Annotated in this window: 21 protein-coding genes; 7 read left to right on the forward strand and 14 right to left on the reverse strand. The window is 72.0% G+C overall.

Annotated features, from left to right (window positions below):
* Positions 1 to 9: 9 nt before the first annotated feature.
* The 4 genes from ABZX40_RS33685 (at position 10) to ABZX40_RS33700 (ending at position 9,854) form a co-directional block, all read left to right on the forward strand.
* Positions 10 to 1,533, forward strand: coding sequence for an MFS transporter (locus ABZX40_RS33685; protein ID WP_355746199.1), 1,524 nt, complete (start codon positions 10 to 12; stop codon positions 1,531 to 1,533).
* Between the two features lie 531 nt (positions 1,534 to 2,064).
* Entirely contained in the window at positions 2,065 to 2,649 is a 585-nt protein-coding gene (locus ABZX40_RS33690) for a TMEM165/GDT1 family protein (RefSeq protein WP_355746202.1), read from the forward strand.
* A gap of 300 nt (positions 2,650 to 2,949) precedes the next feature.
* Entirely contained in the window at positions 2,950 to 5,751 is a 2,802-nt protein-coding gene (locus ABZX40_RS33695; RefSeq protein WP_355746205.1) for a hypothetical protein, read from the forward strand.
* Positions 5,748 to 9,854: a hypothetical protein gene (locus ABZX40_RS33700; protein WP_355746208.1), complete on the forward strand. Its 4,107-nt coding sequence runs from the start codon at positions 5,748 to 5,750 to the stop codon at positions 9,852 to 9,854. The genes ABZX40_RS33695 and ABZX40_RS33700 overlap by 4 nt, the downstream gene beginning before the upstream one ends.
* A gap of 6 nt (positions 9,855 to 9,860) precedes the next feature.
* Here ABZX40_RS33700 and ABZX40_RS33705 read toward each other — a convergent pair whose 3' ends face one another.
* The 7 genes from ABZX40_RS33705 to ABZX40_RS33735 all read right to left on the reverse strand — a co-directional run bounded on the left by ABZX40_RS33705 (position 9,861) and on the right by ABZX40_RS33735 (position 14,802).
* Positions 9,861 to 10,706, reverse strand: coding sequence for a S8 family serine peptidase (locus tag ABZX40_RS33705; protein ID WP_355746211.1), 846 nt, complete (start codon positions 10,704 to 10,706; stop codon positions 9,861 to 9,863).
* On the reverse strand, positions 10,697 to 11,014 hold the full coding sequence (locus ABZX40_RS33710; protein ID WP_355746214.1) for a hypothetical protein: 318 nt from the start codon (positions 11,012 to 11,014) through the stop codon (positions 10,697 to 10,699). The genes ABZX40_RS33705 and ABZX40_RS33710 overlap by 10 nt, the downstream gene beginning before the upstream one ends.
* Positions 11,015 to 11,029: 15 nt before the next feature.
* Positions 11,030 to 11,890: a hypothetical protein gene (locus ABZX40_RS33715; protein WP_355746216.1), complete on the reverse strand. Its 861-nt coding sequence runs from the start codon at positions 11,888 to 11,890 to the stop codon at positions 11,030 to 11,032.
* A gap of 37 nt (positions 11,891 to 11,927) precedes the next feature.
* The gene (locus tag ABZX40_RS33720; RefSeq protein ID WP_355746219.1) at positions 11,928 to 12,137 is read right to left on the reverse strand and encodes a hypothetical protein; all 210 of its coding nucleotides are present in this window, start codon (positions 12,135 to 12,137) and stop codon (positions 11,928 to 11,930) included.
* Positions 12,138 to 12,177: 40 nt separating this feature from the next.
* On the reverse strand, positions 12,178 to 13,356 hold the full coding sequence (locus ABZX40_RS33725) for a hypothetical protein (RefSeq protein WP_355746222.1): 1,179 nt from the start codon (positions 13,354 to 13,356) through the stop codon (positions 12,178 to 12,180).
* Between the two features lie 23 nt (positions 13,357 to 13,379).
* A complete protein-coding gene (locus ABZX40_RS33730) occupies positions 13,380 to 13,706 on the reverse strand; it encodes a hypothetical protein (RefSeq protein ID WP_355746225.1) in 327 nt (108 codons plus the stop codon).
* A gap of 181 nt (positions 13,707 to 13,887) precedes the next feature.
* A complete protein-coding gene (locus ABZX40_RS33735; RefSeq protein WP_355746228.1) occupies positions 13,888 to 14,802 on the reverse strand; it encodes a helix-turn-helix transcriptional regulator in 915 nt (304 codons plus the stop codon).
* Positions 14,803 to 14,906: 104 nt separating this feature from the next.
* On the opposite strand from ABZX40_RS33735, the gene ABZX40_RS33740 reads away from it, so the two are divergent.
* The gene (locus ABZX40_RS33740) at positions 14,907 to 16,376 is read left to right on the forward strand and encodes an MFS transporter (RefSeq protein ID WP_355746231.1); all 1,470 of its coding nucleotides are present in this window, start codon (positions 14,907 to 14,909) and stop codon (positions 16,374 to 16,376) included.
* A 21-nt stretch (positions 16,377 to 16,397) separates the two neighbouring features.
* Here the strand turns inward: ABZX40_RS33740 and ABZX40_RS33745 are convergent, their stop codons facing one another.
* The 3 genes from ABZX40_RS33745 to ABZX40_RS33755 form a co-directional block, all read right to left on the reverse strand.
* Complete coding sequence (locus ABZX40_RS33745) at positions 16,398 to 17,000, reverse strand: hypothetical protein (RefSeq protein ID WP_355746234.1); 603 nt, start codon at positions 16,998 to 17,000, stop codon at positions 16,398 to 16,400.
* Entirely contained in the window at positions 16,997 to 17,371 is a 375-nt protein-coding gene (locus ABZX40_RS33750) for a PadR family transcriptional regulator (protein WP_355746237.1), read from the reverse strand. The genes ABZX40_RS33745 and ABZX40_RS33750 overlap by 4 nt, the downstream gene beginning before the upstream one ends.
* Before the next feature lie 122 nt (positions 17,372 to 17,493).
* Positions 17,494 to 18,399, reverse strand: coding sequence for a helix-turn-helix transcriptional regulator (locus tag ABZX40_RS33755; protein ID WP_355746240.1), 906 nt, complete (start codon positions 18,397 to 18,399; stop codon positions 17,494 to 17,496).
* A 97-nt stretch (positions 18,400 to 18,496) separates the two neighbouring features.
* Between ABZX40_RS33755 and ABZX40_RS33760 the strand changes: the two genes are divergently transcribed.
* Positions 18,497 to 19,255 (forward strand): nuclear transport factor 2 family protein, encoded by a 759-nt coding sequence (locus ABZX40_RS33760; RefSeq protein ID WP_355746243.1) that lies wholly within the window; start codon positions 18,497 to 18,499, stop codon positions 19,253 to 19,255.
* A gap of 96 nt (positions 19,256 to 19,351) precedes the next feature.
* Here ABZX40_RS33760 and ABZX40_RS33765 read toward each other — a convergent pair whose 3' ends face one another.
* A complete protein-coding gene (locus ABZX40_RS33765) occupies positions 19,352 to 20,323 on the reverse strand; it encodes a hypothetical protein (protein WP_355746246.1) in 972 nt (323 codons plus the stop codon).
* Between the two features lie 627 nt (positions 20,324 to 20,950).
* Here ABZX40_RS33765 and ABZX40_RS33770 point away from each other — a divergent pair.
* Positions 20,951 to 21,394, forward strand: a complete 444-nt coding sequence (locus tag ABZX40_RS33770) for an SsgA family sporulation/cell division regulator (protein ID WP_355746249.1) — start codon at positions 20,951 to 20,953, stop codon at positions 21,392 to 21,394.
* Here the strand turns inward: ABZX40_RS33770 and ABZX40_RS33775 are convergent.
* From ABZX40_RS33775 to ABZX40_RS33785, 3 genes are all read right to left on the reverse strand, one after another.
* Positions 21,375 to 22,325 carry an AraC family transcriptional regulator gene (locus ABZX40_RS33775; protein ID WP_355746252.1) on the reverse strand — a complete coding sequence of 317 codons (951 nt, stop codon included), beginning with the start codon at positions 22,323 to 22,325 and terminating at the stop codon, positions 21,375 to 21,377. The genes ABZX40_RS33770 and ABZX40_RS33775 overlap by 20 nt on opposite strands.
* Positions 22,326 to 22,480: 155 nt before the next feature.
* A complete protein-coding gene (locus ABZX40_RS33780) occupies positions 22,481 to 23,512 on the reverse strand; it encodes an alpha/beta hydrolase (protein ID WP_355746255.1) in 1,032 nt (343 codons plus the stop codon).
* A gap of 143 nt (positions 23,513 to 23,655) precedes the next feature.
* Positions 23,656 to 24,663, reverse strand: a complete 1,008-nt coding sequence (locus tag ABZX40_RS33785; protein ID WP_355746258.1) for an alpha/beta hydrolase — start codon at positions 24,661 to 24,663, stop codon at positions 23,656 to 23,658.
* Positions 24,664 to 24,759: the final 96 nt, after the last annotated feature.

Raw genomic sequence — 24,759 nt, forward strand, 5'->3', positions numbered from 1 at the left:
GCCGCCCGTATGTTCGCCATCCTCCGCAACCGCATCTACCGCAACCTCTTCGCCGCCCAGGTCATCGCCCTGATCGGCACCGGCCTGGCCACCGTCGCCCTCGGCCTGCTCGCCTACGACCTGGCCGGCGCCGACGCGGGCTCGGTCCTCGGCACCGCCCTCGCGATCAAGATGGTGGCCTATGTGACCATCGCCCCGGTGATCGGCGCCCTCGCCGACCGGCTGCCGCGCCGGACCCTGATGGTCACCGCCGACCTCACCCGGGCCGGGGTCGCGCTGTTCCTCCCCTTCGTGGACCAGGTGTGGCAGGTGTATCTGCTGGTCTTCCTGCTCCAGTCCGCCTCCGCCGCCTTCACCCCGACCTTCCAGGCCGTCATCCCCGATGTCCTGCCCGAGGAGCGCGAGTACACCCAGGCGCTCTCCATGTCCCGGCTCGCCTACGACCTGGAGAGCCTGTTCTCCCCGGCGCTCGCGGCGGCCCTGCTCTCGGTCATCACCTACAACTGGCTCTTCACCGGCACCATGGTCGGCTTCGTCGCCTCGGGCGTGCTGGTGCTGTCGGTGGTCCTGCCGAAGCGGACACCGGCACCGGCGGAGCGGTCCACGTCGTCCAAGACCGGTGGCGGTGCCTACGCCAAGGCGACGGCCGGCGCCCGCCTCTTCTTCACCGTCCCGCGCCTGCGCGCCCTGCTCGCCCTCAACCTGGCCGTCGCCGCCGCGAGCGCGATGGTCACCGTCAACTCGGTCATCTACGTACGGGACTTCCTGGACCTGTCGTCCGGCGCGGTACCGCTCGCGCTCGGCGCGTACGGGGCGGGCTCCATGATCGTGGCGCTCATCCTCCCCCGGGTCCTGGACCGGGTGCCGGACCGTACGGTGATGCTGCGCGGGGCCCTGCTCCTCGGGCTGGTCTTCGCGGCGCTCACGGTCGTCACCTCCGCGACCAGCGGCGGCTGGCGCTGGCCCGCCCTGCTGGCGGTCTGGGCCGCGTTCGGCGCCGCCAACTCGATGGTCCTGACCCCGGCCGGACGCCTGATCCGCCGCTCGGCACCGGCCGACCAGCGCGCGTCGGTCTTCGCCGCCCAGTTCTCCCTCTCCCACGTCGCCTGGCTGGTCACCTACCCGCTGGCGGGCTGGCTGGGAGCGGAGGCGGGGCTCCGGACGGCCGCGATCACCCTGGGCGCGATCGCCCTCGTGGCATCGCTGGGCGCGGTACGGCTGTGGCGGACGGACGAGGGGGCGGAACGGGCCGGTTCGACGCCGGTCACGGCGAACGGGCCGGTACGGGCCACGCTCACGCGGGCCGCTACGACGCGGGTCGCCGCGACCCGGACGGCCTCGATCCGGACCACCCCGACCCGGACGGTCTCGGCGCGGACCGCGCGGACCGCGCGGGGCAGCGGAGAGGGGGCTCTCGGGGACGCCACCCCGGGTGTCGGCGGCCCCCGCCCCACCGCCACCGGGGTGACGGCTGAGGGCACGCAGCACAGCCACCCGCATACAGCCAGTGGGCTGCGCCCGGCCCATTGCTGAGAGCCGGCGCCAAGGGCTGGCGCCGAGAGGCGCGCGGGGAACCGCGTCCCACAGCGGGGAGACGACCGGAGAGGCCGTCTCCCCGCAGCCCTGCCATGATCGGCAGCCGTTCCCGGACCCGACCCGTTCCCGGACCCGACCCGGACCCATCCCGGTCTGACCCCGCCCCAGCACAGGACACACGGGCCGCGCAGGCCGCACAGACGCGCAGGGCGACGACACCCCCGAGTGACATGTCCCACCCACCCCCCGCCTTACCACCTCCCTAAGGGCTGCTTACACTGGAGGCAGCGAAGGGGAGTAGTCCCGCAATACCGCTGGTCGACATACTGGACGGCGTCCCACCAGGGCGTTTTCCCGGCCATCGGGCCCGGCGCGCAGCGCTGCGGCGGACGAGACCTTCGGTCTTGCATGACCCGTGTCCTCACACCTGTGGGGGCCCGATCCGTCGTGCCGGGCCGAATCGGTTCCCCGTCGCCCGCTCGGGTGTCGTACGAGCCCTTCGGCCCGGCCCCAGCAGAAAGCACCGGGATGACTCTCGACCCAGTGGCGATCGTCACCGCCTTCGGGCTGATCTTCCTCGCCGAACTCCCCGACAAGACGATGTTCGCGTCCCTGGCCATGGGCACGCGGATGCGTCCGTTGTATGTGTGGTTCGGGACGTCGACCGCCTTCATCGTGCATGTCGCCATCGCCGTGGGCGCCGGCAGCCTCCTCAGCATGCTGCCGAACATGGCGGTGAAGCTGGTCTCGGCGGCCCTGTTCGCCTTCGGCGCGTTCGTGCTGCTCAGGGGCGCGGGCGACGACGACGATGACGAGGCCGGAGCCAAGACGATCACCGGCTTCTGGCCCGTCTACACGACCGCGTTCATGGCCGTGTTCATCAGTGAGTGGGGTGACCTGACCCAGATCACCACCGCGAACCTGGCCGCGACCAATGGCTGGCTGCCGACGGCCATCGGATCCGCCGCCGCCCTGATGTCGGTCTCCGCCCTGGCACTGCTCGCGGGCCGCTTCATCGCCAAGCGGGTCCCGCTGCGCACGGTGCAGCGGATCGGCGCGCTGTGCATGGCCGGTCTCGCGATCTGGACCCTGATCGAAGCGTTCACCGGCTGAGTCCGGCCCCGCCTCCCACATCGGCCCCGACCCGGACGCCGACGTGGGAGGCGGCCGGGTCGGGGCACCGGGATCGACGAGTCGTCACCTCCCGCTCGCGCAAGGGCCGGAGTGAGGGTGACGCCAGCACCCACCACCCATTCGGACAAGGGCACCCATCGCCCGCCCAATTGTCCACTGGCAGCCCCCCAGTGATGGTGAGACCCTGGAAAGGGGAGTGTGCTGCCCGGCCGGGTTCCAAAGGGATTCCATTGATCTCAGGAGCTGGTGCCGATGTGCGCCGCGCCCTCAGGGACGCCCATGGACGGAACCACCGTCACCATCCTCCGTCGTGAGGACATGCTCGTCCTGGACTTCACCTTCTCCAACATCTCCCGGTCCGGTACGGCGGGTGCCGTGGTGCTCGGGCCCAGTACACCCGGTACCGCGGGGACGATCACCGCTCACTTCCCGCCGCAGTCCGCCCTGGAGGAGGCCACGCTCCTGGCGGCGGCCTCCACCGGCACCAAACGGGTGCGGTACTCCGGCGAGAGCACCGTCGCCCTGCGCGTACCGCCGGGCGCGTCCCTGCCGTTCACCGCGGACGGGCTGCTGTCCTGGGCCGCGCTTCAGGCCGTCCAGGCCGGTACCGTCCTCGAATGCGTCTGGGGCCTCTTCCTCGCGCCCGCCTCCGCCGACCTGGTGTGGCGGCATGTGACCGCCCCCGTCACCGGCAGCTCCGGTGCCACCGGCATCTGGCACACCCGGATCGCCCCGGCGTCCGCGCCCCTGTACGAGGGCGGCCCCGTGGGTCTGGTGGGGGTCGGGTCACCCCGGGCATCGCAGCCCTTCACCAGCTCGCTCTCCGCGCCCCACCGGCAGCAGATCCACAACGCCACCGGCACCCGGCCGGTGACCGCCAACGGGGTCGTGCTCTCCGCGCTCGGCGCCTCCACCGATCTCGCCGGGGACTGGAAGGACTGCCCCGCGCTCGGCATCACCGGCTACCGCCACCACTCGACGGGCGGCCGGGACATCGTCGTCCAGGTCGACGAACGCGGCTACCTGCTGCCCTTCGGATTCCCCGTCCAGGTCACCACCCGCACCGAGCGGCGGCTCGACCTCGGACTCGTCCAGGCCGTCCGGCTGATGGTGCTGAAGCCCGAGATCACCTACGACGGCGTCGCCACCCTCCCCGACGGCGGCCGGGCCTTTCCCTTCACCCGTGTCCGGGTCGACCAGCCGACCGACACGGACATCGCCGTCGGGACCTCACTGGAGCGGGTCGGCTACTGGGTGCACCGCGCCGACGCGCCCGCCACCCCCCTGCCCTTCTCGCTCAGCGCCGACGACCTGCTCGGCCACCGCGTCCACTTCACCGCGCCCCTCGTCTTCATCCGGGGCGACTTCGCCTACGGCGGCCTCAGCGGCCCCCTCACCAGCTACGAGAACATCACCCGGAACCTCCCGCTGCCCGCCACCGGCCGGCTCGCACTCGCCCCCGGCGGCACGGGCGACGAGAAGTCCACGCTCGACATCGCCCAGCTGTGGGTCGGAGCCCAGCCCTCGCAGGCCACCCCGGCCCAGCTCATGGCGGCCGGACGGCTGGCCGCGCACCCCCGGCTGCTCTCCGTCGGCGCCCGGATCCCGGCCCTGGACGCCCTCGCACCCCCGCCCACCGGCACCGGGGTCAGCGCCGCCGCGCCGCCCGCCGTCACCGGCACCGTCCACCAGCTCAAGCTGTACGACGCGTATGTGAGCGGCGGCCTCGCCGCGGCCGGTCAGGTCTACGCATGTCTGCCGCAGGCCGCCGACTTCGCGCCCCCGCCCGCCGCCTCGGGTGCCGTCGCCGCGCTCGCCCTGCCGGTGACCGGCCTCTCCACCACCACGGGCCTCGTCGGCGGGAAGCTGGACGCCTTCGCCGCCGGGCAGTTCACCCCCACCGCCTACTTCAAGCCGCCCGCCACCACCGGTGAGCTGCCCACCCGGCTGCTCGGGGTGATCGATCTGACGCAGCTCGTCGAGGGCGGGGCCGTCGGCGCGGGCGACGGCGACGGCGCCCCGAAGATCCTCACCACCGTCGAACACCCCCAGGGCAAGCCCCCGACCGCCGTCCGGACCGAGATGATGTGGCGCCCCAGGACCAAGGTCACCACCCTCGGCCCGCTCACCACCACCCGCCCCGACAGCCTCGACATCCGGTCCACCAGCCTGGTCCCCTTCGACGGTTCCCCGGCGACCGGCGAGGTCCATGGCGAACTGCGGGACTTCTCCCTCAGCTTCGCGAAGATCCTCCGTATCGAGTTCCGGCGGCTGGCGTTCACCAGCAGACCGGGCAGCAGCCCCGACCTCGATGTCACGATCGGTGACGTCGGCTTCGACGGCGACCTCCGCTTCCTCGACAAGCTCCGCGACTATCTGCCGTCCCCCGCAGGCGGCCCCCGTATCGACGTGGACCCCGAGGGAGTCGAAGTCGGCTACGGACTCGCCGTACCGACCGTCGGCGCCGGAGTGTTCCTGCTGCAGAACCTGGCCCTGTCCATCACCGTACGGCTCCCGTTCGACGGTTCGCCCGTCCGCGCCACCTTCCAGGTCTCCGCCCGCGACCACCCCTTCCTCGTGACCGTCTCCCTTCTCGGCGGTGGCGGATTCCTCTCCCTCACCGTGGAATCCGGCGAGGTCACCGTGTTGGAGGCCCAACTGGAGTTCGGTGCCGCCGCGGCCCTCGACCTGGGTGTGGCCAGCGGCTCGGTCTCCATCACCGCCGGTGTCTACATCCGGCTGGACCATGGCGCGAGCCTGCTGGAGGGCTTTCTGCGGGCCGTCGGCGCCCTGGACGTCCTCGGCATCATCAGCGTCTCCGTCGAGTTCTACCTCTCCCTGCGGACGACCGAGGTCCCCAAGGACCCCGCGCACCCGAGCGGCCCCCGGCGCACGGAGATCATCGGCTCCGCGCAGGTGACCGTCCGCGTCCGTGTCGCCTTCTTCTCCCAGTCCGTCAGCATGTCGATGGAGCGCCGGTTCGGCGGCGGGGGCGACCCCTCGTACGGCGACGCCTTCCCCACCCAGAACGCGTGGAGCAAGAGGTGCGCCGCCTTCGCAGCTCTGGAGGACGCGCCGTGATCAAGCAGACCCTCGTCTGGACCCTGCTGCCCGATCCGGCGGCGCCCCCGACCAGCGCCGGGACGACCCAGCTCTCCCTCGTCCTCAGCATCCGGCTCTCGAACGACGAGGGCAGCCCACCCGGCACCGCCGTCCTCCCCCTCTCCCGCTACCCCCAGATCGCCGCCTTCCCCACCCTCGGCTTCCAGCCGCTGACCGTGATCGTCAAGAAGGCCGACAACACCTCCATCACCCCCGTCGCCACCCTCGTCGACCAACCCCCCGACACCGCGCTCTGGCAGGCGCTCTTCCCCGGATCGCTGCTGGTCGAACCCTTCGTCTTCGCCCAGCACACGGCGCGGGAACCCCTCGGCTCCTATCCCGCCGCGAAGGTCGGCGCCGCCCTGTCCGACCTCTACACCCGCTTCCTCGCCGCTGCCGTCGACACCGCCGTCCAGGGGCCCTACGACTCCTCCGCCGACCGCCCCCGGGACGACGGCCCGGACTGGGAGACCGTGGAACGGTTCGTCCGGCGCGTCGGCGCCCCCGACCGCTCGGACCCCGGCATCACAGCCCTCCGCCGGGAACTGCTGCGCACCGGAGCCGTCGAGGACGACGACGCACGCGACCCCGAGGGCTGGGCCCGGCTCGCGGAGTTCCACCGCCCCCTGGCGCCCACGACCCGCGCCCTCACCCGCATGGGCCCCGGCACACCGAGCCCGTACGAGTTCCACGCCCTGCTGGCCGCGCTCGCCGACCATCCGGCGCTGATGGTGCCCCTCGGTCTGGTCCGCCGTCTCACCGTCACCCTCCCCACGGACCTCGACGAACCCGTCACCCTCCAGGCCGTCCCGCACCAGCTCCAGTTCATCCAGAACTACCGGCCCCGGACCCGGTGCTTCGCCCGGAACGGGAAACTCACCCTCGCCCGCCCCGACGGCACCCCGGGCTCCCCCTGTCTGCCGCTCGACGACAGCGGCGTCTACCTCCCGATCGACGTCGATCTCGACGCCGGCGGACTCGCCCTCCAGAACTACGCCCAGGCCCTGACATCCCTGCCCCGCGACGAGGCCCCACCCGGGATCGAGCCACCCGCGCTGCGCTCCGCGGGCATCTTCGTCGCCGAGACGAACCGCCAGATCGCCTTCCAGAACATCCTCGATGTGATCGCCTCCATCGACGACGACCTCAAGAACGGCGGCGAGGGCGACGCGAAGACCCTGGACGCCTCCACCCTCCAGCAGGGCATCCGGGTGGACGTCCACGACGCGGGCTCCGACCGCTGGTACCCCCTCTGCCGACGCCAGGGGGCGTACACCGTCGACCACTACGGCACCCTGCCCGTGGACGACGAGGGCTGTGTCGCCGACGCCCTCACCCATGGCACCGACGAGAGCGGCGACGCCACCGGGCGCCTCACCCAGGCCGTCTTCCGCTGGAACAACTGGAGCCTGGTCACCGAACCCCACGGCAGGACCCTCGGCGTCGACAGCGAGGTCACCGACCCCGGCCCCGAGACGGACCCCGCCCTGCCCTTCACCGCCGCCGTCGACTGCCCCGACAACACCCTCCCGGGCCTCCGCTTCGGCCGCACCTACCGCTTCCGCGCCCGCCTGGTCGACCTCGCGGGCCGCAGCACCCCCTTCACCTCCACCCCCGCCCCGGACGAGCCGACCACCGTCCCCCTGCCCTTCTCCCGCTACGACCCGGTGCCCGCTCCCGTCCTGGAGCTGCGCCGCCCCGTCGCCGCCGGCGAGTCCCCGGCCGACCTCGTCGTCCGCACCGACAACGCCGACCCCGCCGCCCCCGTCACCGGCCCCGCCTGCGAACGGCATCTGCTCCCGCCGAAAGCCTCCGTGGAACTCGCGGAACGCCACGGGATGCTGGACCTCCCGGCCGGACACCGCCCCGACCCCGCCGTCCACGCCCTGCTCACCCGGTACGACGGCGGGGAGATCACCGGCACCCCGGACCCGGGCGCGGGCGGCAGCCCGTACCGGGACACCGACACCGTCGAACTGCCCTGGCTGCCCGACCCGCTGTGCCGGGGCGTGGCCCTGCACGGCGTCCCGGGCACCCCCGAACTGCTCACCGCCTGGCCCGCCGGGGGCGCCGGCTGGTACCAGCGGCTGCCGATGCGGCTGGTCGTCGGGGCCGGACCGACCGGGAGCACCCGGTCCACGGCCGTCGCCGACCCGGCCACCCGGACGATCCGCGTGACCCTGCATCCGGCCGCCTCCTTCCCCGCCGCCCTCAGCTCGATGCTGACCCCGGGCGACCAGGACCTACTGGGCCAGTGGCGCTGGTACGCCGACCGGGTACGAGCGGCCCAGGTACCGGACGAAGCCCCGGACACCGCTACCGGCCCCGCCATCGCCACCAGCACCGAAGGCGCCGCGTCCGAGGTCCACGACCTGCTCGCGGACGCGACGACCACCGCACCCGAGCGGTTCGGGCCCACCGGGAGCAGCGAGCGCGACGACGAGATCCCCGCCCTGTCCGCCGCCGACTACGAAGCCGCCCTCCAGGCCCTTCTCGCGGGCCGCATCGGACAGCTCACCCCGCCGACCGGCCTCACCCTGGTCCACGCCGTCCGCTGCCCCGTCACCCCGCCCGCCTTCACCGGCCCGCGCATCCTGCGGGAGCCCGAGCAGACCGTGTACGCCCTCGACGAGGCGGCGATGGCCGTCCACGGCGCCTCCACCCTCACCGTGCACACCCGGGCGTCCTGGACGGAGTACTCCGACCTGACCGGTGACGGCCTGGCGACCTCCCCGGCCTGCGCCGTGCTCCGCCCGGAGACCGACTCCCTCGGCACCCCCGGCGGCCCGGCCCTGACCCAGATCCCGTTCCGGACCCGCCACGACCCCGGCGACACCCGCCACCGGCTCATCACCTTCACACCCGTCGGCGCGTCCCGTTTCGTGCCGTACTTCACCCAGCGCCGCACGGTCGTCCTCACCGGCAGCCTGCCCGCCCAGGTCGCCCCCGCCTTCGTCCCGGGCACGGCCGTCGTACGGGCCGCCGCCCCGCAGCTCACGGCCGACGGCACCCCGGCCGCGCCCGGCCCGACCTACCACGTGGGTACCGACGTGACCGTGAACGACGACAAGGGCGAGGTCACCCGGGTCGCCGGCGGGGCGGTCCCGGACGGCGCGCAGGTGGAGGTCTCGTACGTCGTGCCGCCCGTCATCCGCGACGGGCCGCCCGTCACCCTCCATGTGCCCTCGACCGTGCGGCCTCCCGCGCCCGTGGTGCACTCGGTGGTGCCCGCCTTCGCCTGGCAGCGGACCACCACGGGCAACGCCACCACCAGCATCCGCACCGAGGGCACGGTCCGGGTCCATCTCAAGCGGCCCTGGTATCTCACCGGGGAGGGCGAACTCCTCGGCGTCCGGGTCGTCGACGCCGCGACCTCCCCCGACCCCTCGGCGCAGAGCTGGGCCACCACCTGGGGCCGCGACCCGGTCCGGGGCGCGGGGGACGCGCCCGTCATGGCCTACCCCACCCCCGCACACCTGGACGAACGGGCCGTCGACGTACCTCTCGACCAGGGCCACGCGCTGGGCTTCCCCGTCGACTACGACCAGCAGCGCCATCTCTGGTACGCGGACGTGCGGTTCAAGGGGGACACCCTCTACCAGCCCTTCGTCCATCTGATGGTGGTCCGGCTCCAGCCCGACTCGCTCACGGCCCCCGACGACCTGCGGGCCTCCCCGGTGGTCGACGCCGGCTGGGTCCAGCTCCCCGCCTACCGGCGCACGAAGGTCGTCGTCGGGGGGACGGCGGCGGGCTCGCCGGTGAAGGTGTCGGTGGTGGCACCGGAGCCACCGCCCGGACCGGACGGACTGACATCCGAGTTCACCGTCAGCGTGCAGTTCCGCACCCCGCTGCTGCCCGACGACGCCGGCTGGCTGGAGGTCGACAATGTGTCCCCCGCCCTGATGGACCGCCAGTCGGGCACCGGCCCGGTCGGCGTATGGACCCAGCAGGTCGCGCTCCCGGCCGCCATGGGATCCCGCCCGATGCGCGTGGTGGTACGCGAGTACGACGTCCTCCCCGACAGCCCCGAACCGGGCCGGACCACCCGCCGGATCTCCTACCTCGACACGATCCCCCTGTGACCCCGGCTACACCGATGCGGTGCGCAGCACCTCATAGGCGTGGGCCGCGTCGAGGTGCGGGGGGACCACGGAGGGGCGGCGGGCCGGGGGCCGGGGCGTGGTGACGGCGTCGCGTACCGCCGGCGCGCAGGCGTGCGGGAAGAGGGACCACAGCAGCGCCACCGCCCCGGTGACGACGGGCGCGGCGGCGCTGGTGCCGGAGAGCCCGCGGGGGAGCGCCGGTGCCGTCAGACCGTGGCGGCCGATCGCCCGGCCCAGCGTCGATGTGGGCAGGGGCGAGCCGTCCGGGTCGCAGGCCACCACCGGGATCACCCAGGGGTGGCGGACCAGCGCAGGCCCGCCGAGGTCGCCGTCGTTGCCGGCCGCGGCGACCACGAGGACCCCGTGACGGCGGGCGAGTTCGACGGCGTCGAGCAGTGCGGTGACACCGGGGTCGTGGGTGGGTGCCGTCTCCGGGAGGCGTTCGAGTGTCAGGCTCAGGTTGATGACGCGGGCACCGGCGCCGATGACATCCGTCAGCGCGTCGGCCAGGACGGCGGGTGCGGCGGGCGGGATGTCGACCCCGGGGACGGGGCGGACGACGAAGGAGCAGCCCGGACAGAGACCGGGCGCCGGTGCGCCGGGCCGGGCGGCCAGCGCCGCGAGCACCCGCGTCCCGTGCCCCGGGGCGGTGCCCGCGTCCCGCGCCGGGAGCGGGGGACCGGCGAACCGTACGGACTGGAGCGGCGCCAGGGCCGGATCGCCGGGGTCGGCGGCTCCGTCCACCACAGCGACGACGACCTCGGGGCGGCCGGTCGTGCGGGCCGTGAGGGCGGACAGCGGGCCCGGCTCGGGGGAGCCGGTCAGTCGCATGTGGGTTTGATCCGCACGGGTATCGATGAGGTCTCGTTCCCGTCGCAGTCCACGCAGGTCTCGACCGACATGGTGGTCCCGTAGTCGTCGCAGTAGGTCGTCGTGGAGCACAGCGGCGTGCAGAGGCAGGTGGTCATACAGCGGTCCCGGCACTTCTGCCGGCACTGTGCCGGGTTCCAGGAGTTCTTGCAGGTCTGGGTGCACTCGTGGCCGCACTCGTCCGAGCAGGTGCCGTAGGAGACCTGGGCCGGGAAGACACCGTAGGCGCCGCGCACACTCGATTCGGCGGTGAATCCGGGCAGGGTCACCGCGATCACCTCACTTCACAGGCTCGGCCCGAGACGGGTCAGCAGATAGGGGTTCAGATAGCGGGTGGAGACCAGTACGGAGTAGTTCTCCGTGAGGTCGGTGGTGCGGCTGGTGTAGGAGACGGTGAAGCTCATGACGCCCTGGTCGGCGCCGACCGTCGCCGGGCGGACCTCGATCGAGGTCAGCGCGTAGTCGTCGGTGAACGCCTCGAAGGTCTTGAGATACACGGCCGCGTACCGGCAGGCCACGAAGTTCGCGGCACGGTCCTCGGGCGTGGCGCCCGCGTTCTCCGTGATCTGGAGGATCTTCGTCAGCACTTCGTCGGCGGTCGACCGGAATCGCTTGGCCGACATGCCGTCCGGCTTCTCGATCGCCGTGAAGAGCGAGGGGCGGTCGAAGGAGTACAGCTGCTGGAACTCCAGGACCGGAAGGGCGAGTCCGGAGCAGGAGTCGGCCGCCGGGTGGGGGTCGCGGAGCCCTACGACGACATCGAGATCGAGGGAGGTGGGCGCGGGACGCACGGCCGCGATCAGCTTGTCGAAGTCCTCGGGGTAGCGCGGTACGACGTCATAGGTCTCCACGCCCTGGATCGTGAGGACGTACTGCATCTGCCGGGCGAGATAGCGGTTCTCGGGGCGGGCGAGCACCTCCCGCAGCACCTCGTCCGTGGTGAGTCCCTTGGTGTCGGCCGCCCCCACCGCCTGGGTGAACTCCTTCTCGACCCCGGGGTCGCGGGACCGGGCGCGGATCTGCCCGATGGCGAAGACATAGGGGTGGTGGTGCTCATGGTGGGCATGGGGTGTGTGGTGCTCGTGCGGCTCTGCGGCGGCCGGTGACGGAGCCGCCGCCTCCGGAGTGAGGGCGTCGTCGCTCATGAGTGGCTCCCGGTGTCCCATCGGCCGGCCGCGGGTGTCAGCGGCGTCGTGTGGAGAAGGTGACCCATGCGTTCATCCGCCGGGCCCGGCGCCCGCAGCCGCCGCACGGGTGGACGCCCATGGCGGTCGTCGCCCGGCCCACCAGGTCGCCGAGACCGATCTCGTCCTCGCGGACGAACCCCGGCAGACGGAGGTCGTGACGCGCCTGCCGGTCGCGTCCGCGGTGTTCGTCGTGCTCTCGGGTCATAGGGGTTGCTCCTGATGCGGGCCTGCCCGGTGCGGCCGGGTCAGATCACGGTGATGTCCAGATAGTCGAGGATCCACAGGAGGTGAGAAGCGACCGTGATGCCGGTGCCGGGGGCTCCGCCGATGACCAGGCCGACGGGATTGACATTCGCGTCGGACGCCCAGACCACCGCGCCCGAGTCACCTCCGGTGGAAAAGGCGTAGCCGGGATTCTGGATGAGGATCTGCCCGTCGAACGGGAGGGTGGTGAGGGTGTACGGGTCGCTGACCAGACCGCCCCAATTGGTCTCCAGGACGCGTCCGAACGTGGTCTGCGTGAAGCAACCCGTCTTGCCCACCCACATATTGGGCGTCGCCCATTGGCCCACATGCCCGATGCCGTAGTACTGGGGGCCGACCCCCGGTACCTGATGGACCTGGAGTTGCTCCTGGACCACTTCATCGGGGTAGCACCACGCCCTCGCGCAATCGGCGTAGTTGTTGCTCGAGAACGTGAGATCCAGGGGCAGGATCTTGTCGAGCAGGGCGATTCTGTCGGCGGGGCAGCGGCCCCCGTCCGCCGGAGCGGGCTGCACGATGCAGGAACCGTAGGCCGCGGCGTTCTTCTTCGCGATGACATGGTTGGCGCTGACCAGATAGAGGTTCTGCGTCTCGGACCCGCTGCGGCCCCGGGCGAGGAAGCCCAGGGTGCCCTGGGGTCCGGTCTCGTGCCCGATGGAGACACCGCCCGCCGCCTTGCGCTGCCGGTGCGTGAGGTTCTGGAGTCTGATCACACCGGAGTGGACGACCTGGAGGGGAAGGTCTCCGGCCGCGCGGACGCCGAGGGCGTCGACCACGATCTCCCGTACGGGCTCCGCCCCTTGAGGCTCCGCCACATAGACCCGCAGCACCTCGGTCCCGGGGACCGTATCGGGGCCGTCGCCCGGCCCCCAGCCGACCCCCTGGATGTTCCCCGGCCCCACGAATGCGTCGGCGTCGCGTGGCCGGTCCCCGTGATGTCTGCGTGCCGCGTCGGTGATCAGGGCGGCCAGGACGTCGTCCCTCGTGCTGCGGATGCGGTGATCGGTCAGGCCGGAGGCCCGCTCCAGTTCCGCGCGGCTCTCCGCCGACGGTTCACGCGCAGGGACCCGGAAGCCGTCCGGTTCGTCGCCCGGGGTGCCTTCGGGGGGCAGGTCGGGCGGTACGGCGATGTCGCGTTCGCCTCGGTCTCGCTCACTCATGGTGACGGTTCCTCACCGGAGCATCACTCGGGGAGCCGCTCCTCGGGGTTGGCGTGGTGCTTGGCCGCCCTCGCGAGCAACTCCGTCGCCGGGGCGGCCTGGTTGTAGCCGACCGGCTGGAGCGCGAAGTAGAAATAGAAGGCTTCCGGGTTCACCTGGTCGGTGTTGTAGACAAGACCAGGGTGATAACCGGACGCTTCGGCGTGGAAGTTCTGATTCTCCCCCACGCCCACCAGGTACCACCCCGGATATCCCTGCTGCAGTTGAGATGCGTAGTTGGGAAAGGTGGCATTGTTGAGGGGGATGTTGGCGCCGCCCACGGCGTTGTAGACATAGACCAGGTACGTCATTTTCTCGGTCTCCCTGCGTTGCTGCTTTCTCTGCCTGTTCCGGTCGCCGAATGCGGATTCCGGTCGTCGATATCTCCCGACGGCGACAGAGGGTGCCGTCGGGGAACGAAACAGTGCGGGTGAGATGGGGAGATGGCTCACTGCCGGGGATTCATACTCAATTCCACGGTAAACCCCCGCTTCAGGCGCCGCAATCGCACCGCTCACCGCCGCTGGACCGGTGCGCACCGGTGGATGGGCGGACGGCAGAGGCGGGCCCTGTCACCCGCTGCGCCAGGATCCTCAACGCGTCCGCCGACGACGGGTCGTTGGGGGTGTAGATCTCCAGGCGGTGATCGGGGCTGTCCGGCTGGAGCCAGACCTGGTAGGCGATGTCCAGCGCTCCGATGGTGGGGTGGCGCAGCCGCATGTCGCCGGTGGTGCAGTCGGCGACCTCGCCGCTGGCCCACATCGAGGCGAACCGGTCGCTGCCCATGCTGAGTTCGCCGATGAGGTTGGCCAGTCGGGCGTCCGTCGGGAAGCGGCCGGCGGTGAGGCGGAGGTAGGCGACATGGATGCGGGCCAGGTCCTCCCAGTTGCTGTGCAGATGCTGGGTCAGGGGGTCGAGGAAGAACATCCTCGGGATCGAGGGGCGGGTGTCCGGGTCGTGGGGTGCCGTGAAGTCGAGGTGCTCGGCGAGCAGTGCGTGACCGGCGCGGTTCCAGGCGAGGACATCTCCGCGCCTGCCCAGCAGGATCGCCGGGGTCGTCTCGGCCAGTGAGGCGAGCAGGGCGAGGACACGGGGGTGGGGTTCCTCGCGGGGCGGTTCGGTCAGACCGGGGCGGGCCGGCTGGCGGGCCAGATTGTGCAGGTGGGCGGTCTCCACCTCGTCCAGCTCCAGTACCCGCGCCAGTGCGCCGAGGACCTGGTCCGACGCGCTCTCGGCGATGCCCTGTTCGAGCCGGGTGTAGTAACCGGCGCTGACTCCCGCGAGATGGGCGAGTTCCTCACGGCGCAGCCCCGGAACGCGGCGGACCGTGCCATAGGTGCGGAGCCCGATCCGGTCGGGGGTGATCCGGTCGCGGCGGCTCTTCAGGAACGCTCCGAGGTTCTCCATGAGGGCGAGCCTAGACAAGCACCGGCCCATGCCGGGTGTACCCACGAGGTGTACCCATGGCAGGTGGCTGGCTGCGCGGTGCCGCGAGCCGGAGGGTGGGCGGCATGACGTACCCCACCACCACCTCACGCACCACCGATGTCCGGGCCTGGCTCGGGCTGGTGGTCGTCCTCGGGCCCGTGCTGCTGGTCGCGATGGACGGCTCGATCCTGTTTCTCGCCATGCCCCGGGTCAGTCAGGCACTGGCCCCCAGCGCCGATCAGGCGCTCTGGGTGCTGGACATCTACGGCTTCGCCGTCGGCTCCCTGCTCATCGCGTTCGGCAACCTCGGCGACCGGTACGGCCGCCTCCGGCTCCTCATGACCGGCGCGGTCTTCTTCGGCCTCGGCTCGGTGGGCGCCGCGTTCGCCCCGACACCGGAGCTGCTGATCGCGGCCCGTGCCGTGATGGGCGTCGCGGGAGCCACCCTGCTGCCGTCCGCCCTGGCGGTGCTGAGCGAACTGTTCACCGACCCGAGGCGGCGGGCCCGAGCCATCGGAGTCTTCGCCGCCGCCTTCGCGGCCGGGTTCGCGATCGGGCCGGTCATCGGCGGGGTCCTGCTGGAGCGCTTCTGGTGGGGATCGGTGTTCCTGGTCAACCTCCCCGTCATCGCCCTGTTCCTGTGCTTGGCGCCCGTGCTGCTCGGCGAGGTGCGGGCGGCCGACCGCCCCGGCCGGATCGACCTGCCCAGTGTGATCACCTCGGCGGTCGGCCTGCTGCTCACCATCTACGGACTCAAGCACACGGCGACCGAGGGCGTGACGGCGGCGGCGCTCGCCACCGGGCTCGCGGGAATCGCCGTACTGGGCTGGTTCGGCGCCCGGCAGCGGCGGCTGGAGCATCCGCTGATCGACTTCTCCCTCTTCCGCGACCGCGTCTTCACGGTCGCCGTGATCACCGGGCTGCTGCCGCTCGCCGCCTGGTCGGCCACCGCCTATCTGGCCGGCATCTACCTCCAGTCCGTGCACGACATCCCGGTCCTGCGGGCCGCCGCGCTGGCCCTGCCGGGAGCCGTCGTCCTCACCGTGACCTGCATCGTGACACCGGCGCTGGTCGAACGCGTCGGCAAGCGGGCCGCCCTGCTCGGCTGCCACTTCTCCATCGCCGCCGGGATGCTGCTGCTCCTGCCCGCCGCTGTCACCGGCGGGATCGGCTGGTACCTCGCCTCCACGGCCGTCGCGGGTCTCGGGTACGGCATCTCGTTCGCCGTCGTCGCCGACACCGCCGTGGCGGCGGTCCCGCCGGAGCGGGCGGGTTCGGCGGGCGCTCTCGCCGAGACCAGCAACGAGATCGGCAACGCGCTCGGCATCGCCCTGCTCGGCTCGCTCGCCGCGCTGCTGTTCCGGCTCCAGGGCCCCGACCTCGCCCCCACCCTGGACGAGACACTCCACCTCCCCGGTCTGGCCGAGCGGGCGGCCGACGAGGCCAAGTCGGCGTTCGTCACCGGGATGCGGGTGGCCGCGGGGACGGCCGGGCTGCTCCATCTGATCCTGGGCCTGGTCGCGCTGCGGGTCCTGCCACGCGCCGGACGCTGACGGACCGCTCGCCGCGCCGTCTCAGGCGCGGCGGGACCGCCACAGCCAGACCGCCGTGCCGATGATCAGGGCGAGGCTTCCCAGGTTGCCCAGCAGGGCCTGGATCTCTGTGGCGGCATGGCCCGAGATCAGGTTCCCGGTGACGATGACGGTGGTCGGCACGACGAAGGTGAGCAGGACGCCCGTGGTCTTCTGGACGGCCGTCCAGTGCACCGAGGTGCAGAGCAGCACCGCACCGGTGATCCGGAACAGCACACCGAACACCGGGCCGGGGTCGAACGCCGCCTCCGGGCCCATGGAGAAGAGCATCGTGAAGGGCAGCGAGAGCGTGAGCATCAGGAGCGGCACCAGGGGGTGCACCTTGCCGCGCCGGACGGGTGCGCTCCCCGGGGCGCCCGCGGCCCCGTTCCCCGCCTCGGTCAGCGCGGTCGCCGCGATCGTACGGGGGTCGCCCAGCTCCGCGAGTATCGCGCCGACGGTGGTGCCGGGGCGTTCGGCGGCGGTCACCTCGATGTGTTCGGCGAGATCGGCGAGGAGTTCCTGCCGACGGTCGGCGGGCAGCGCGGTGGCCTCGCGCTCGACGGCGGCGAGGTAGTCACGGACGGGATCGGCAGCGGTCTTCATTCGGGGTCTCCGGTGGAGGTGTGCGGGTCGGTCAGAAAGGCGTCGACGGTGTCGCGGAAGCCGGGCCAGACGCGGGTGAACTCATCCAGCGCGGCCCGGCCGCTGTCGGTGAGCGCGTAGTAGCGACGGGGTGGTCCGGAGGCGGACTCCTGCCAGGTGGTGGTGACCAGGTCGTCGCGGCGGAGCCGGGAGAGCAGCGGATAGACCGTGCCCTGGCTGGTGGCCAGGGCGCCGGAGTCCTCCAGCGCGTGCAGCAGCTCCACGCCGTAGCGAGGGCGGTCCCGCATCAGGGCGAGTACGCAGTACTCCAGGACCCCCTTGCGCAGCTGGGCGGCAGCCCGAGCCTGCTTGGTCGAATCACCTGGTTCCATGCGATGCAAGATACCTGGTCGGGCAAGTGGGTCGGGAAGGGGGGTGCGTGCCAGCCGCCCGGAGAGGCCGTACGCGCACCGCTACGCCTGCTGATGGTCCGGGCCGGGTGAGGGTCTGCCGGTCACCGCTGCCCGGCACGGAAGCTGCCCGGGGTCCGGCCGGTCGCGCGGGTGAAGAACTTGCTGAAGTTGGTGGGTTCGCTGAAGCCGAGGCGGTGGCTGATGGCGGCCACCGGGAGATCGGTGTGGGCCAGCAGGCGCTTGGCCTCCAGGGTGACGCGGGCGTCGATCAGCTGCTTGGCGGTGTGGCCGGTGGCCCGGCGGCAGGCGCGGTTGAGGGTCTTGAGCGAGTAACCCAGACGCGCGGCGTGGTCGTGGGCCTGGCGCAGTGTGCCGAAGGAGCGTTCCAGTTCGTGCTGGAAGAGGCGGTACGGCTCCGCCGCGGAGCGGGGCCGGGCGCTGTCGTCCGGGGCCGGGAGCCGGGCGATGCGGAGCAGGACCCCGGCGAGGAGCTGGCGCAGGAGTTCCCTGGTGAGGTCGTCCGGGTCCTGGTCCTGGTACCGGAGGTCGGCGTACTCGGCGGCCAGATCGGCCAGGGCGTGGCGGAAGCGGCCGTGGTCGTCCGGCCCGAGCTGCCAGGAGGCCGGGCCGAAAGGATCGTCGGTGACCTGGGCGGTCGCCGGGAGCCGAGGTGGGAAATCCGGGGTGAACAGCACGATCGTGGCATCCAGGTCGGCCGGGTCGCCGTCCGGCGTCATGGGCAGGCGCTGCACCTGCCCAGGGCGGATGTGCAGCAGCGTGCCCGGTCGGCAGGGGCGGTCGACGAAGTCGACGGTGCCGACGCCCTCACCCGCGTGAACCAGCGTGAGGTGATGGAAGTCCAGCCGGTGCCCCCGCCGGAACTCCCCGCCCGACAGGCGCTGCCGCAGGTCGGCGAAGGTGAGCACCTCCAGCCCCAGGCCCGGCCGGGTCGGATTGCGGTAGCCGCGCTTGATCAACGGAGGCTGTCCCATTTCGACCATAAGCATGCCTGACCCTACCGTGCGCCCGGAGGCCCGCGCGACGAGAGTGGACCGCGGCCGGTGAGCAAGGTGTCACCGGGAATGCGCAGACAGGAGCAGTGCGATGGGCAGCAGGGAAATCGTCGTCAAGGCGGCCGGGGAGCTTTTCGGGGACAAGGACCCGGGCGCGGTGGATCGCTGGGTGGCCGCTGACTACCGTCAGCACAGCAGCCTGGCGGCGGACGGTCCGGAGGCGCTGCGGGGGCTGGTGGCGGGTCTGCCGGAGGGCTTCCGTTACGAGGGTGCCCGGGTGATCGCCGATGGTGATCTGGTGGCGCTGCACGGGACGTATCACGGGTTCGGGCCGCAGCCCCTGGTGGCCTTCGATCTGTTCCGCGTCGATGTGGACGGCAAGCTGGCGGAGCACTGGGACGCGCTGACCCCGGTCGTGACCTACACGGCCTCCGGCCGCTCGCAGACCGACGGTCCGGCCACCCCCGGCGACCTGGACCGGACCGAGTCCAACCGGGCACTGGTGACGGAGTTCGCGGAGCAGGTCCTCAAGGGTGCCGACTACTCGGTGCTGACCCGGTACATCTCCACCGAGACCTACCACCAGCACAACCCGGAGGCCGCCGACGGGCTGGCCGGTTTCGGGGCCGCCGCCGCGCAGTGGGCCGAGCAGGGCAAGAGCCTGGTCTACAAGACCATTCACCGGGTGGTCGCCGAGGGTGACTTCGTCCTGGTGCAGTCCGAGGGTGAGTTCGGGGTGGCGGTCGCCTACTGGGACCTGTTCCGGGTCGCCGACGGCAAGATCGTCGAGCACTGGGACATCATCGTCCCGGTTCCGGAGGAACTGCCGCACTCCAACGGGCTGTTCTGAGCGGGCGGGTCAAGCCGACCGGCCCTGTGCGGGCGGCTCAGTGGGAGTGGGGCGTCGCGCAGGTCATGGGCTGGCTGACCTGCGCGACGGCATGCGCTACTTGCCGCGCGTGATCCGGGCGGTGAGCAGGTTGGGGTCTTCGTTGGTGAAGTAGGCCGCGCTGGCGACGAAGGTCCTGGTGCCGCGGACGGCGAGCGAGGTGGGGTTCTGGAGCCCGTCGGCGCCGGTCAGCACCACCCGGTGACTGCCGTCGGACCGGACGAGCGCTACCTCGTTGTCCACGTTGATCGCGGCCAGCAGGGTGTTTCCGGAGCCGGTGAAGGCGATGTCGTCGATGTTGACCAGACCGGTGGCCCGGACCCCGACGCGCCCGGCGGTGCCCTGAGGGGTGACCGGGATGCGCAGCACGGTGCCCTGGTCGAGGTTGGACACCCAGACCGCGCCGTTGTGCACCTTGATCCCGTTGGCTCCCAGGAAGCCCCTCGCCTCCAGCTCGGGGGCCGTGGCCCAGCGGGTGGGGGTGCCTCCGCCGACGGGGATCCGCCAGACCGTGCCCAGGACCGAGTCGGTGGCGTACAACTGGCGCTGCCGCTGGTCCAGGGCCAGGCCGTTGGGCAGGCCGTCGGCGGGCAGCGCGGCGATCCGCTCCGGTGCCCCGCCCGGCCGCAGCCGCCACAGCCCGGTCAGGTCGCTGGTGCCGGTGGCGTAGAGGAAGTACAGGGTCCCGTCGTGGGTGCGGACGATGCCGCCGAGGAAGGGCGAGGCCAGCACGGGGGTGCTCGCATCGGCCGGCGGGGCCGGCAGGGTGGCCAGGACATCGACCTCTCCGGCGCGGTCGATCCGGGCGATCTGGCGGCTGAAGGCGAAGGTGACCACCGCGCTGCCGTCGGGTTCCAGGGTGATGTTCTCGGGACGCTGCCCGTCCGCCATGTTCAGATGCGCCACGACCCGGACGTGGGATATCGGGGCCTCGGCGGCGTTCGCGGGGCCCGAGAGCGCGGTGACCAGCGCCACCGTGACGGCTGTGGCGAGCAGTCCGGTTCGCCTGGGCGGAGAGATGAGTGACATATGTGTTGCCTATCTGTGCGTGGTCGTCAGGTGAGGGGCGAGAGGTGACGGGTGGCAGGTGGCAGGTGGCAGGTGGCAGGTGGCAGGTGACCGGCCGGACGTACCACGGCCGGGGGAGCGGCGCCGAGGTCGGACGGTGAACGGTTGCCACAGTTCGCCGATCCCCTCCAGAACGCTGACCTGTTCGTCTCCGGCGTCACCGGCATCCTTCCTCCGTCACCGCCGGGAGTCCCACGCCGAATCCTTGAGGAGATCGGCGGGTGGCCTTTGCCGGTGCCCGCATCGGGACCGTTCCCTCAGCGCACCGACCACCGGCCCGGAGGGGGACGGCACTTGGGGCGGACGGCTTCGCCGACGCGCCGCGCGGCCGGGCGGGATCCGGCGCCGGGCAGGGGCGCCGCCGCTCCGGCTGCCGCACGGACTTCCCGATCGTCGGCCGGGCGGAGTCCCGGCCGCAGCCAACCCGCAGACCGTCGCCCGCCCTTGAGGGACGGCAGGGTCCGAACCCGGTCGCGGCGGGCCCTTCCGGACAACACCCGGTACGCAGGTCGGCAAGCCATGATTCCCACGGACTTTAGGGTCATTTGCATATCTGTTCTCCCATAAGGACGCTGATCGGGGTAAGAAATGACGCAGCCGTCTTCCGGTGCCGCACCTGGCGCTTCGATCACCCATGAGGTCGTGGTGCGTGTCGTCGTCAGAGCGGATCCGCCGGTGCCGCTGCCCGCCGAACTGCGGTACCGCAGGGCCGACCCCTATGCGGTGTGCGTCTCGGTCGGCGGGCCGTCGGGCGATCCGGTCGACTGGGTCTTCGCCCGCAGTCTGCTGGCGCAGGGGATGCGCCGCCCGGCGGGTGCCGGGGACGTGCTCGTGATCCCACGGCACGGCTGCCACCGCGACGCGGTGCGGATCGTCGTCAGGTCCCGCAGGGGCACGGCCCAGCTGGACATCGCCGCCCCCGCGGTCGTCGCGTTCCTGGCGGAGACGGAGACGCTCGTGCCGTCGGGCACGGAGCAGCGGCACATCGACCTCGACCGCGTGGTGGCCGAACTCATGGCCGGAAGCGAGTGACCACCGGGTCGGGCGAGGGCACCGGGTCGAGCGCCCCGATCTCCGGAACACCGGCCCGGCGTCCCTCGGTCCCCGCCTCCGTGTCCGGTGAGTGCAGCACCGACCACCTGCGGGTCTGCCACTCACTGGGCGACATGCCATAGGCGTTGCGGAACACCCGGCTGAAGTGCGCGTGGCTGATGAAACCCGATCTGCGGGCCACGGCGGCCACGGTCAGTCTGCGGTTCGACATCCGCCCCAGTTCCCGCCGGCTGAGATGGAGCCTGCGCTGCCGTACCCACTGATTCACCGTCACACCGGTGTTCTGGAACAGCTTGTGCAGATACCGGACGGAGATGTGGTGGGCCTGGGCGATGGCCGTCGGGGACAGATCGCGGTCCGCGAGATGGCCGTCGATGTACTCCTTGATGCGCGCCAGCATCTCGTCCCGCACGGGCGACACGGCGTCCCTCCGCCGTCCGCCGCCCTCCTGGGCGTGCAGTTCCTCGACGAGGGTGGGGACGAGGTCGAGGACACCGTGGACGAGCCGGTCGCCGACCCGTGTCCCCTGGGCGTCCGTCCCGGCGGCGAGCGCCGACAGGAACACCGACACCATCGCGCCCATACCCTCACCGCCCGGCACCCGCACCCCGAGGACACCCCGGAGTTCCGGCTCGGGGATCGCGAGATGGCGCAGGGACATCCGGAACACCGTCACCCGGCAGTCACCCCCGAGGGGCAGGAAATGCAGTCGGTCCGGCTCGCTGAGGACGAGGTCGCCCGGCTGGAGGACGACCTGTGCGCCCCGGGGGGAGATCACCGAGGAGCCGTCCACCTGCATGCCCAGATGCAGGAACTCCAGGTCCTGGTCCTCGGGATCGCCGATCGGAGAGAGGGTCAGTACCCGCTCGACACCGTTCTTCGGGGCGTGACACATCACCGGCTTGGTCATGGGGAACTCCGTGCCTGGGTCGTCGTTCGTCGTCGCGTGAGGCGTGCGCTCGGGGCGCCCTCGCCGCGGATTACGGGGATTACGGGGGGATTTCGGGGAGCGTGGGGAGTGAGTGCGGGGATCAGGGATGGGAGGGGGTTGCGCCCCTCACCGCGTCAGCAGCCGTGCAGCGCCTCGCCGAGGAACTCGCAGCCCTGCCCGATCGCGGCCCTCGCCGCGACGGTGTCCCGCATCGGATCGAGCACGGCGAAGCCATGGATGACGCCCTGGTAGCGCACGGCCGTGGTGGGCACCCCGGCGGCGCGCAGCTTCGCCGCGTACGCCTCGCCCTCGTCGCGCAGGACCTCCGCCTCGGCGACGACGACCAGCGTCTGCGGCAGCCCGGCCAGATCGTCCGGGGATGCCCGCAGCGGCGAGGCGGTGATCTGCGCGCGCTCGGCCGGATCGGTCGTGTACCGGTCCCAGAACCACTTCATCGCGTCACGGCTGAGGAAGTAGCCCTCGGCGAACTGTTGATAGGAACAGGTGTCGAAGTTCGCGTCGGTCACCGGGGACAGCAGCAGCTGCGCCGCGAGGTCCGGGCCCTTGCGCCGCTTGGCCAGGAGGGTGACGGCGGCGGCGAGGTTGCCGCCGGCCGAGTCCCCGGCCACCGCGACCCGGTCCGGGTCGAGCCCGTACGCGGTGCCCCGCCGCGCGATCCAGAGCAGTACGGCGTAGATCTCCTCGACGGCCTTGGGATAGCGAGTGTGTGGTGCGGGACTGTGGTCGACCAGGACCGTCGCGGCCCGGGTGCGTACGGCGAGCTCGCGGGCGAGGCGACCGGGTGTGCCGGGTGTGCCGGGAGCGCCGAGAGTATTGGGAGCGCCGGTGGCGCCGGTGGTGCCGGGTGTGCCAGGTGTGCCGAACACCCAGCCGAGGCCGTGCAGGTACAGCACCACGGGCAGTGGCCCCCGGACACCGGCCGGGCGGATGACCCGGACCGGCACCCCGCCCGACCCGCCCGACGGACCTGTCGCCACGACCAGATCCGTCACCTCGGCGTCGGGCACCGGGACATCGGTCCGCTGGAGTCTGCCGAGGACCTTCCGCAGCTCGGCCGGGCCGAGTTCGTGGAGGGAGGGAAGGGTGGACATCGCGGCGGCGAACGCCTGCGCGGCTGCTTCGAGGGAGGGTGGGACGGTGGCCATGCTGTCTCTTCCGTGGGCCGGATGCGCCGCCGTCGGCGGCCTCGCACCCCACCCTGCAAGCGGCCCGCCGCCCAGGCATCAGTATGTTGACGGTCCCTTTCCGGGAGCAGCAACCGGAACTACCCCCTCCGCCGAGCCGCCCCTCAGTGCCGTCCGGCCAGGGCCTCCCGGAGGAAGGCGCCGCCCTGCCGGAGCGCGGCCCCCGTCGGCGGACTGTTCCGCAGGGCGCACAGCGAGGCGAAGTCGTGCACCGTCCCGAGGTAGCGCACGGCGGTCACCGGCACGCCCGCCTCTCGCAGCAGACGCGCGTACTGCTCCCCCTCGTCCCGTACGACATCCGCCTCCGCCGTCACGACCAGCGCCGGAGGCAGACCCGCGAGGTCCTCCCGGGCCGCCCGCAGCGGCGAGGCCGTGGGCTCGGCCAGCTCGTGCTCGTCGTCGGCGTACTGGCGCCAGTACCACTCAAGCGCCGCGCGGGTGAGGAGATAGCCCGACGCGAACTGCTCCCGCGAGGGTGTGTCGCAGTCGGGGTCGGTCATCGGTGTGTAGAGCAACTGCGCCCGGACACGCGGGCCGCCGCGCTGCTTCGCCATCATGGTCAGCGCCGTGGCCATGGTCGCCCCGGCACAGTCCCCGGCCACCGCGAGCCTCCCGCCGTCCAGCCCCAGCCCGGCGGCGTGCTCGGCCAGCCAGGTCAGCACCGCGTACGACTCCTCCAGCGCGACCGGATAGCGGGCCTCGGGTGTGCGGGTGTACTCGGGCACGACCAGGGCCGCGCCGCTCCGGTCCGCCAACTCGCTGATGATGCCCGCGTGCGTGCAGGCGTCGCCCAGCATCCACCGGCCGCCGTGCAGATACATGACCATGGGCAGCGGACCGGGCGGCCGGGAGGGCCGGAACACCCAGAAGCCGACGAGCCCGGAAGGGCCGACCGGCGCCACCCTGAACACGGACTCCACTCCGAAGTCGCCGCGCGTGCCGCCCTGGATCTCCACCAGCGCCTGCCGCGCGTCGACCGGACCCAGTTGATGCAGATACGGCGGTGCCGCGGAGGCGTCGACGAGCCGCCGCACGAGGGGATCGAGGACGACGGCGCTGCGGTCCGGCCCGCCGCCCGGTCGCCTGCTGGCCTCGAAACTCACACTGCTCACGTTCCTTCTTGTCGAAGCGATCGAGCGATCTAAGCGATCTAAGTGGTCGAACCGATCTAAGTGGTCGAAGCGATCTAGGCGCTCGAAGCGATCTCA

The sequence above is a fragment of the Streptomyces sp. NPDC004610 genome, from assembly GCF_040609715.1.
Classification (GTDB): domain Bacteria; phylum Actinomycetota; class Actinomycetes; order Streptomycetales; family Streptomycetaceae; genus Streptomyces.